The organism is Actinophytocola sp., from assembly GCF_050699915.1.
Taxonomy (GTDB): domain Bacteria; phylum Actinomycetota; class Actinomycetes; order Mycobacteriales; family Pseudonocardiaceae; genus Actinophytocola.
This window is the reverse complement of the sequence record NZ_JBOHGA010000232.1, coordinates 1-9,311: the sequence shown is the minus strand read 5'-3', so window position 1 is coordinate 9,311 and position 9,311 is coordinate 1. Positions and strand designations below refer to the sequence as shown.

At 73.0% G+C, this 9,311-nt stretch carries 7 protein-coding genes; all 7 read left to right on the top strand.

Going from position 1 to position 9,311, the window contains the following annotated elements; translation table 11 throughout:
• Positions 1-1,920, top strand: a 1,920-nt coding sequence (locus ACRDSK_RS28185) for a peptidoglycan D,D-transpeptidase FtsI family protein (protein ID WP_431444373.1), incomplete at its 5' end; no start/stop codon positions are given.
• A gap of 30 nt (positions 1,921-1,950) precedes the next feature.
• On the top strand, positions 1,951-3,561 hold the full coding sequence (locus ACRDSK_RS28180; RefSeq protein ID WP_431444372.1) for an SWIM zinc finger family protein: 1,611 nt from the start codon (positions 1,951-1,953) through the stop codon (positions 3,559-3,561).
• A 50-nt stretch (positions 3,562-3,611) separates the two neighbouring features.
• The gene (locus ACRDSK_RS28175) at positions 3,612-4,286 is read left to right on the top strand and encodes a rhomboid family intramembrane serine protease (protein WP_431444371.1); all 675 of its coding nucleotides are present in this window, start codon (positions 3,612-3,614) and stop codon (positions 4,284-4,286) included.
• A 25-nt stretch (positions 4,287-4,311) separates the two neighbouring features.
• Entirely contained in the window at positions 4,312-5,919 is a 1,608-nt protein-coding gene (locus ACRDSK_RS28170; protein WP_431444370.1) for a UDP-N-acetylmuramoyl-L-alanyl-D-glutamate--2,6-diaminopimelate ligase, read from the top strand.
• A complete protein-coding gene (locus ACRDSK_RS28165) occupies positions 5,916-7,382 on the top strand; it encodes a UDP-N-acetylmuramoyl-tripeptide--D-alanyl-D-alanine ligase (protein ID WP_431444369.1) in 1,467 nt (488 codons plus the stop codon). Before ACRDSK_RS28170 ends, ACRDSK_RS28165 begins: the two co-directional genes overlap by 4 nt.
• Positions 7,379-8,467: a phospho-N-acetylmuramoyl-pentapeptide-transferase gene (mraY, locus tag ACRDSK_RS28160; RefSeq protein WP_431444368.1), complete on the top strand. Its 1,089-nt coding sequence runs from the start codon at positions 7,379-7,381 to the stop codon at positions 8,465-8,467. Before ACRDSK_RS28165 ends, mraY begins: the two co-directional genes overlap by 4 nt.
• Before the next feature lies 1 nt (position 8,468).
• A partial coding sequence (gene murD / locus ACRDSK_RS28155) for a UDP-N-acetylmuramoyl-L-alanine--D-glutamate ligase (RefSeq protein WP_431444367.1) occupies positions 8,469-9,311 on the top strand: 843 nt, incomplete at its 3' end.

The following is a 9,311-nucleotide window of genomic DNA, read 5'->3' as shown; positions in this document are numbered from 1 at the left end:
GGCGCGGCCAGCGCCCGGCGGAGCGCGCCGGTGCCCAAGACCCGCCGCGCCTCGACCAGGCCCCGGCGGCTCGTTCGAAAGCCCACCGGGAACCATCACATCCGTGTCGTCTCCGTGCGCTTCCTGCTGATCGCCGCCCTCGTCGCGGCGGGCGTCAAGCTCATCCAGGTCCAGGGGTTCGAGGCGGAGGCCCTCGCCGCGAAGGCGGAGCAGCAGCGCACCACCGAGATCGACATTCCCGCGACCCGCGGGTCCATTGTGGACCGCAACGGCGTGCAGCTCGCGTTCAGCGTCGAGTCGCGCGCCCTGGCCTTCCGACCCAAGGCGGTGCGCGACGAGATCGCCGCCTACAACAAGGAGCACCCCGGCACCAAGCTGAGCTTCGAGGACCGCACCGCGGAGATCGCCCGCGCCCTCCGCCAGCAGCTCGGCGACCGGGTCGACGAGGGCGACCTGCTCTCCAGGCTGCACCGGAACACCACGTTCGTCTACCTCGCCGACAAGGTGGAACCGAAGGCCGCCCGCGACCTGCAGGCGCTCTTCCCCGAGATCATCACCGAGTACCGCGCGGTCCGCGAGTACCCCGGCCGCACGCTCGCCTCCAACATCGTCGGCGTCGCCAACTGGCGGATGGACGACCTCGACGTCAAGAAACACAACCTGCACGGCCTGTCCGGCCTGGAGATCCTGCGCGACAACCAGCTGTCCGGCACGCCGGGCCGCCAGGTCGTGGACACCGAGGAGGGCAGCCGCAGCGTCGTCATCCCCGGCACCGAGCGCGACCTCGTGCCCGCCACCGACGGCTCGGACATCGAGTTGACCATCGATGCCGACCTGCAGTACCACCTGCAGCAGTCGCTCGCCGGCTACGTCGCCAAGAGCCAGGCCAAGAACGCCAGCGCGGTCGTCCTCGACGCGCACACCGGCGAGATCTACGCGATGGCCAACGACAAGAGCTTCGACCCGACCGCCCCGAAGGGCCTCGACCTGCGCACGATGGGCAACCCGGCGGTGTCGACGCCGTACGAGCCCGGCTCGGTGAACAAGGTCGTCACCGCGCTGTGCACGATCAAGGAGGGCATCTCCGAGCCCGGCGACTCGCACGTGGTCCCCGACTCGATCAACGTCGCCGACCGCACCGTGCACGACGCCTGGCCCCACGCCACGATGCCGTTCACCACCACCGGCATCTTCGCCAAGTCGTCCAACGTCGGCACGCTGCTGCTCGCCGAGCAGTGCGGCCCGGACCGGTTCTCCACGCTGCTGCGCGACCTCGGTCTCGGCAAGCGCACCGGCGTCGGGCTGCCCGGCGAGAGCCCCGGCCGGGTGCCGCCGCGCGGCCAGTGGTCCGGCTCGACCTTCGGCAACCTGCCGATCGGGCAGGGACTGTCGATGACCGTCCTGCAGATGGCCGGCATGTACCAGACGATCGCCAACGACGGCGTGCGCGTGCCGCCGCGGATCGTCAGCGCGCGGGTCGCCCCGGACGGCACCCGAGTCCCCGAGGCGAAGCCGAAGCCGGTGCGGGTGGTCGACAAGAAGACCGCGCGAACCGTGCGGGACATGCTGCGCGCGGTGGTGCAGGACGGCGAGGGGCTGAACAACGGCACCGGCCCGGACGCCGCGCTGACCGGCTACCAGATCTCCGGCAAGACCGGGACCGGACAGCAGATCGACCCGGCCACCGGCAGCTACTCCGACTCCAAGTACTGGATCACGTTCGCGGGCATCCTGCCGGCGGACGACCCACGGTTCGTCGTGGGCATCATGCTCGACCGGCCGAACTACTCCGGCGGCCCGCCGGAGGGCCGCTCGGCCGCGCCGCTGTTCCACGACGTGGCCTCCTACCTGGCGCAGCGGTACAACATCCCGCTGTCGAAGAAGCAGAGCCCGGTCGTGCCGCTGGTGCTGGACCAATAACTGTCAGGGGGCCCTCATACCCTGTGCGCCATGACAGCCTGGTTCACCGAGGACGACCTCCACGAGGCCGCCGGCGGACAGTCCTTCCAGCGCGGTCGTGACTACGTGGCGGCGGTCGCCGACGTGGCGCCGACCGCGCTCGGCGTGCGGGCGACCGTCCGCGGGCTGGACAGCTACGAGGTGTGGCTCGGCCGCGACGGCGAACGGCTGGTGGGGGAGTGCAGCTGCCCGTTCGGTGCGGACGGCAACTTCTGCAAGCACTGCGTGGCCGTGGGGCTGGTGCTGCTCGCCGAGGGGCCGGGACCAGCCGCCCCCGAGGTCGACCTCGCCGCGTACCTGCGCACCTTGGAGCACCGCGAGCTGGTGGAGCTGGTGCTCGAGCAGGCCGGCCGGGACCCGGCGCTGTACCAGCGGCTCTCGCTGCGGGCGGGCTCGACGGGGGCGCCGCAGGTGGCGGTGCTGCGCCGGCAGCTTGACGAGGCGCTGCGCGTGCGCGGCTACCTCGACGACCAGGCCACCCGCGGCTACGCCCGGCGGGCCCGTGAGGTGCTGGACACCGTCGACGAGCTGATCACGTCCGGACACGCGCCCGAGGCCCGCCCGCTGGCTCGCTCGGCGGTCGAGGGCATCACGGCCGCGATGTCCACTGTGGACGACTCGGCCGGCGCGGTGACGGGCCTGTACCGCCGCGCGCTGTGGCTGTACGCACGGGCGTGTGCCGCCGCCCGGCCCAACCCGGCGCGGCTGGCGGAGTGGCTGTTCCGCCAGCGGCTGGATGGCCCGGGCTGGCCGGCGGTCGAGCTTGCCGACTTCGCCGACTCGCTGGGGGAGGCCGGGCTGTCGGCATACCGGTCGCTGCTGCGCTCGGCGTGCGCGGCGCCGGCCGAGGACCAGGTCGTGCTGCTGCGGTCAATGCGCGAGCAGCTGGCCATCGTGGACGGTGACCTGGATGCGCGGGTCGACATCCTGGCCGAGAACGTGCCGAACCCCAAGGCGTTCCTGGACATCGTGACGTTGCTCCACGAGGCGGGGCAACCGGCCGGCGCCATCCGCTGGGCCGAGCGCGGCGTCGAGGAGACCGGCGACCCGCGGCTGGCGGACGTGCTCGTCCAGTCCTACATGGACGGTGACCGGACCGCCGACGCGGTGGCGCTGCGGGAGCAGGCCCTGCGCTCGGCGCCCACCCGGCTGTCGTACGCGAACCTGCGCGGTACCGCGTCGCTGGCGGGCACCTGGCCGGCCGACCGCGAGGCCGCGCTCGACCTGCTGCGCGCGGCGGCCGAGGACGGCGGTGCCGACGAGCTCGCGGGCGCGCTGCTGGACGACGGCGAGCCGGGGGAGGCCTGGCTGGCGGCGGAGAAGTACGGCTGCGGCGAACGGGCCTGGCTGGAGGTGGCCCGCGCCCACGGCGAGGCCCACCCGGCCGAGGTGCTGCCCGGCTACCGCGACGCGCTCGCCCGCTGCCTCGAGCGCACCGGCCGCGACGCCTACCGCGCGGCGGCGGTGCTGCTGGAACAGGTGCGGGACCTGTCGGCGCGCTGCGGCGAGTTGGCCGCCTTCGAGGCCCTGGTGGTGCGGATCCGGGAGCGCCACCACCGCCGCCCCGCCCTGCTCACGGAGCTGACGCGGCGCGGCCTGTGACACGCCGCCGAGACGGCCGGAGATCGCCTACCCCGGGCATACTCACCATGATGAGCATTCAGCCGTCCGGCCAGTTCCCACCGGCACGCCCGTCGACCGACGACGACGGGTCGCTCGCCAGCCCGCTGGGCCGCGCCGCGTCGCTGATGGTCGCGTTCCTGGCCGTGCTGTGGGTCATCGAGCTGGTCAACGCGGCCACCGGGCGAGAGCTCGCCCAGCTCGGCGGCATCCGGCCCCGGGACTGGTCCAGCCTGGTCGACATCCTCACCTCGCCGTTCCTGCACGGGAACGTCGAGCACCTGGCCGGCAACGCGGTCGCGCTGTTCAGCCTCGGCTTCATCGCGGCCGTGCCGAACCTCAAGAAGTTCCTGCTGACGACCGTCGTCGTGATCATCGTCGGCGGGCTCGGCGTGTGGCTGTTCTCCCCGTCGAACACGGTGTCGATCGGCGCCAGCGGCGTCGTGTTCGGCTACTTCGGCTACCTGCTGCTGCGCGGCTTCGTGGACCGCCGCCCGGTGGACGTCGTGGTCTCCATCGGCATCGGGCTCGCCTACGCCTACCCGATGTGGCACTCGATCGGGTTCGGCGTCACCAACATCTCGTGGCAGGGCCACCTGTCCGGCCTCGTCGGCGGCATGCTCGCGGCGATCTTGCTGCGCCAGTCCCGCCCGAAGCCCAAGCCCGCCACCGCAGACCCGCTGCCGACCCTGCCTACCGTGGAATAACGCGACCGCGTGGTCGAGGGTGTAGATGATCGCCCTCCGTGCGCAGGTAATCTTCCGCGACGTGCCCGCCAAGCTCGTTGGCAAGGCCGTCACGGCACCGCCTCGCCCCACCAGGATCGCACCCGTACCGCTCACCACGTTGGTGGCGCGGGCGGACGCGCGTCTCGTCGCCGCGCCCGAGAACGTCCAGGACCTCGCGGCCACCGGCGCTACGCTGCGTGCACAGCATGTGCTTCCCGGTGACCTGTTCGCCGCGCTGCCCGGTGCGCGCGTGCACGGCGCGGACTTCGCCGACGCGGCCATCACCGCGGGCGCGATCGCGGTGCTCACCGACGAGGCCGGCGCCGCCCGCCCGGCGATCCGCGACTCGGGCATCCCGGTCCTCGTGCACGACGACCCGCGCGGCGTGCTCGGCTCGGTCGCCGCGTGGATCTACGGCGAGCCGTCGCTGCGGCTGGCCGTCCTCGGCGTCACCGGCACCTCCGGCAAGACGACCACGACGTACATGATCGAGGCCGGGCTGAAGGCCGCCGGCCACCGCACCGGCCTGGTCGGCACCGTCGAGACCCGGATCGCCGGCGAGCGGCTGGCGAGCGCGTTCACCACGCCCGAGGCGCCGGACCTGCAGGCGCTGTTCGCGGTGATGGTCGAGCGCGGCGTCACGCACGTGCCGATGGAGGTCTCCAGCCACGCGCTCGCGCTGGGGCGGGCCAACGGCACCCGGTTCGCCGTCGGCGCCTTCACCAACCTCTCGCAGGACCACCTCGACTTCCACCCGGACATGGAGGACTACTTCCAGTCGAAGGCCCTGCTGTTCGACGGCCGCTCCACGACCGAGGTCGTCTGCGTGGACGGCGAGTGGGGCAAGCGGCTGGTCACCCCGCACACGGTCTCCGTGGCGAGCCTCGACGTCGCGGACGGGGAGGCGGACTGGACCGCCACCGGCGTGCGCACCTCGCGGGCGGGCGAGCAGTCGTTCACCGTGCACGGGCCGGACGGGCTGCGGCTCGCGGTCACCCTGCCGATCCCGGGCACCTTCAACGTCGCCAACGCGCTGCTCGCCGCCGCCTGCCTGCACAGCGCCGGGGTGGCGCCGGCCGACATCGCCGCCGGGCTCGCCACCGTGGAGGTCCCGGGCCGGATGGAGCGGGTCGCGCTCGGCCAGGAGTTCACCGCGGTCGTGGACTACGCGCACAAGCCGGCCGCGGTCGCGCTCGCGCTGGACGCCATGCGCGGGCGCACCGACGGCCGGCTGATCGTCGTGCTCGGCTGCGGCGGCGACCGCGACCAGGCCAAGCGCCCGCTCATGGGTGAGGCCGCCGCCCGGCGCAGCGACCTGCTGATCGTCACCGACGACAACCCGCGCTCGGAGGACCCGGCGGCGATCCGGGCGGCCACCCGCGAGGGCGCGCTGGAAGTGCCGGAGAGCGAGCGCGGCGAGGTCGTCGAGGTCGGCGACCGCCGCGCGGCGATCGGCACCGCCGTGGACCGGGCCGAGCCGGGCGACGTCGTCGTCATCGCCGGCAAGGGCCACGAGACCGGCCAGGAGATCGACGGCGTCGTGCACCCGTTCTCCGACCACGACGAACTGCGCGCCGCGATCTGGGCCCGGCTCGAGAAGGGGGCCCGATGATCCCCCTGACCCTCGCCGAGATCGCCGAGGCCACCGGCGGCCGCCTGCACAACGCCGACCAGACCACGCTCGTCACCGGGAGCGTGGAGTTCGACTCGCGCCGCGTCGGCCCGGGCGGCCTGTTCGTCGCGCTGCCCGGCGACCGCGTGGACGGCCACGAGTTCGCGGAGCGGGCCGTCGAGCAGGGCGCCGTCGGGGTACTCGCCGCCCGCCCGGTCGCCGCACCCGCCGTGGTCATGCCGCCGGTGACCGACGCGCACACCCGCTCGGTCGCGCTCACCGGCGACACCGACGGCTCCGGCGCGGCGGTGCTCGCCGGGCTGGCCCGACTCGCCCGCGAGGTCGTCGACCGGCTCGCGCCGCGCGGGCTCACGGTCGTCGGTGTCACCGGATCGTCCGGCAAGACCTCCACGAAGGACCTGATCGCCCAGGTGCTGGAGCCGATGGGCCCGACTGTCGCCCCGCCCGGCTCGTTCAACAACGAGCTCGGCCACCCGTGGACGGTGCTGCGCGCCGACGAGGACACCCGCCACCTCGTGCTCGAGCTTTCCGCCCGCGGTCCCGGCCACATCCGGGCGCTCTGCGAGACCGCCCCGCCGCGCATCGGTGTCGTGCTCAACGTCGGCACCGCGCACCTCGGCGAGTTCGGCTCGCAGGAGGGCATCGCGCAGACCAAGGGCGAGCTGGCCGAGGCGCTGCCCGGCAAGGACCATGGCGGGGTCGCGGTCCTCAACGCCGACGACCCGCTCGTCCGGGCGATGGCCGAACGAACGAAGGCACGCGTGGTCCTCTTCGGCGAGAGCCCGGACGCCGACGTCCGCGCGACGGACGTCGAGCTCGACGAGCACGCGCGCGCCACGTTCACCCTCGTCGCGCCGCAGGGCAGCACGCGGGTGACGCTCGACCTGTACGGCGGCCACCACGTCGGCAACGCGCTGGCCGCCGCGGCCGTCGGGCTCGAGCTCGGTGCCTCCCTCGACGACGTGGCGCAGCGGCTGCGTCAGGCGCGAAGGCTGTCGGCCCGCCGGATGGAGGTCACCACCCGCGCCGACGACGTGACCGTCGTGAACGACTCCTACAACGCCAACCCCGAGTCGGTCGGCGCCGCGCTGCGCACGCTCGCGCGGATGTCCGACGGCGGGCAGCGGCGCACCTGGGCCGTGCTCGGGGTGATGGGGGAGCTGGGCGACGACGGCGCGGCGGCGCACGAGCAGATCGGCCGGCTGGCGATGCGCCTGTCCATCGACCGGCTGGTGGCCGTGGACGAGCAGGCGGTCGGCATTCAGCACGGCGCCCGCCTCGAGGGGTTCAACGGAGAGGAGCCGGTCCTGGTGCCGGATGTCGAAGCCGCGATCGCGTTGCTGAGCGCGGAGCTGCGGCCGGGTGACGTGGTCCTGGTGAAGGCCTCCAAGGTGGCCGCCCTCTGGCGGGTCGCCGACGCGCTCCTGGGAGCCGGCGCGTGATCGGCATCCTGATCGCCGCCGCGATCGCGCTCATGGTGTCCATCCTGTTCACCCCGTACCTGATCCGGGTGTTCTCCAAGCAGGGCTTCGGTCAGGAGATCCGCGAGGAGGGGCCGGAGGGCCACAAGTCCAAGCGCGGCACGCCGACGATGGGCGGCGTCGCGATCATCGTCGCGATGTGGGCCGGCTACCTGGTCGCGCACCTGTTCAACGCGATGTCGGACCCCAAGGGCGAGGCGCCCACGGCCTCGGGCCTGCTGGTCATGTTCCTCACCTCGGGCCTGGGTCTGGTCGGCTTCCTCGACGACTTCATCAAGATCCGCAAGCAGCGCAACCTCGGACTCAACAAGACCGCAAAGATGGTCGGCCAGCTGGTCGTCGCCATCGCGTTCGGCATCCTCGCGATGAACTTCGCCGACGAGTCCGGGTTCACCCCGGCCTCGGTGAACCTGTCGTTCGTCCGCGACCTGACGATCATCTCGTTCGGCGTCATCGGGTTCGTCGTCTTCTGCTACATCGCGGTGTCCGGCTGGTCGAACGCGGTGAACTTCACCGACGGCCTCGACGGCCTCGCGGGCGGCGCGTCGGCCATGGTGTTCGGCACCTACGTGGTCATCACGTTCTGGCAGTTCCGCTACAACTGCGGCGCTCCCGAGCCGACCGTCGGCTGCTACGACGTACGAGATCCGCTCGACCTCGCCGTGGTCGCCGCCGCCGCGATGGGCGCCTGTATCGGCTTCCTGTGGTGGAACGCCGCGCCCGCCAAGATCTTCATGGGGGACACCGGCTCGCTCGCGCTCGGCGGCCTCGTGGCCGGCCTGTCGATCACGACCCGAACCGAGCTGCTGATGGTGATCGTCGGCGGCCTGTTCGCGGTCGAGATGCTGTCGGTGGTCATGCAGATCGCCGTGTTCCGCACGTCGAGACGGCGACTGTTCCGGATGGCGCCGTTCCATCATCACTTCGAGCTCGCCGGGTGGGCGGAAACCACGGTGATCATCAGATTCTGGCTGCTGGCCGGAGTCTGCGCGATGTTCGGCCTCGGCCTGTTCTACAGCGAGTGGCTCACGGCCTACGGAGGCTGACGTGCTCGCCGGTCGCAAGGTTCTCGTCGCCGGTGCGGGGGTCACCGGACGGTCGGTGGCCGAGGCGCTGCTGGGCATGGACGCAGACGTCACGGTCACCGACGCCGCGGCCGAGCGGCTCACCGACCTGCCGCCCGGCGCCGCCACCGTCGCCGGGCTCGCCGAACCGCCGGCGGGCACCGACCTCGTCGTCACCAGCCCCGGCTGGCCGCCCACGAGCCCGCTGCTGGCCGCCGCCGCGCACGCCGGCGTCGAGGTGATCGGCGAGGTCGAGCTCGCCTGGCGGATCGGCGCGACCCTGGCCGAGCCGCCGGTCTGGCTCGCGGTCACCGGCACCGACGGCAAGACCACGACGGTCGGCATGCTGGAGGCGATCCTGCGGGCCGCCGGGCTCGACGCGGTGGCCTGCGGCAACGTGGGACTGCCGGTCATCGACGCGGTCCGCGCCCACCGGGTGCTCGCCGTCGAGCTGTCCAGCTACCAGCTGTACTGGCAGTCGTCGCTGCGGGCGGCCGCGGCCGCCGTGCTCAACATCGCCCCGGACCACCTCGAGTGGCACGGCACGATGGCCGCCTACGTCGAGGCGAAGGCCCGGGTCTACACCGGCGCGGGGCTCGCCGTGTACAACGCCGACGACCCCGAGTCCGTCCGGCTCGCGGCCGGCGTGCCCAAGCGCGTGAGCTTCACCGCCGGCGAGCCCGGCCCGGGCCAGTACGGCGTCGCGGACGGCTGGCTCGTGCACGGCGACCTGCGGCTGGTCCCGGCCGCCGAGGTCCGCCCGGCCGGCCCGCACAACGTGGCCAACGCGCTCGCGGCCCTCGGCGTCGCACTGGGTGCCGGTGTG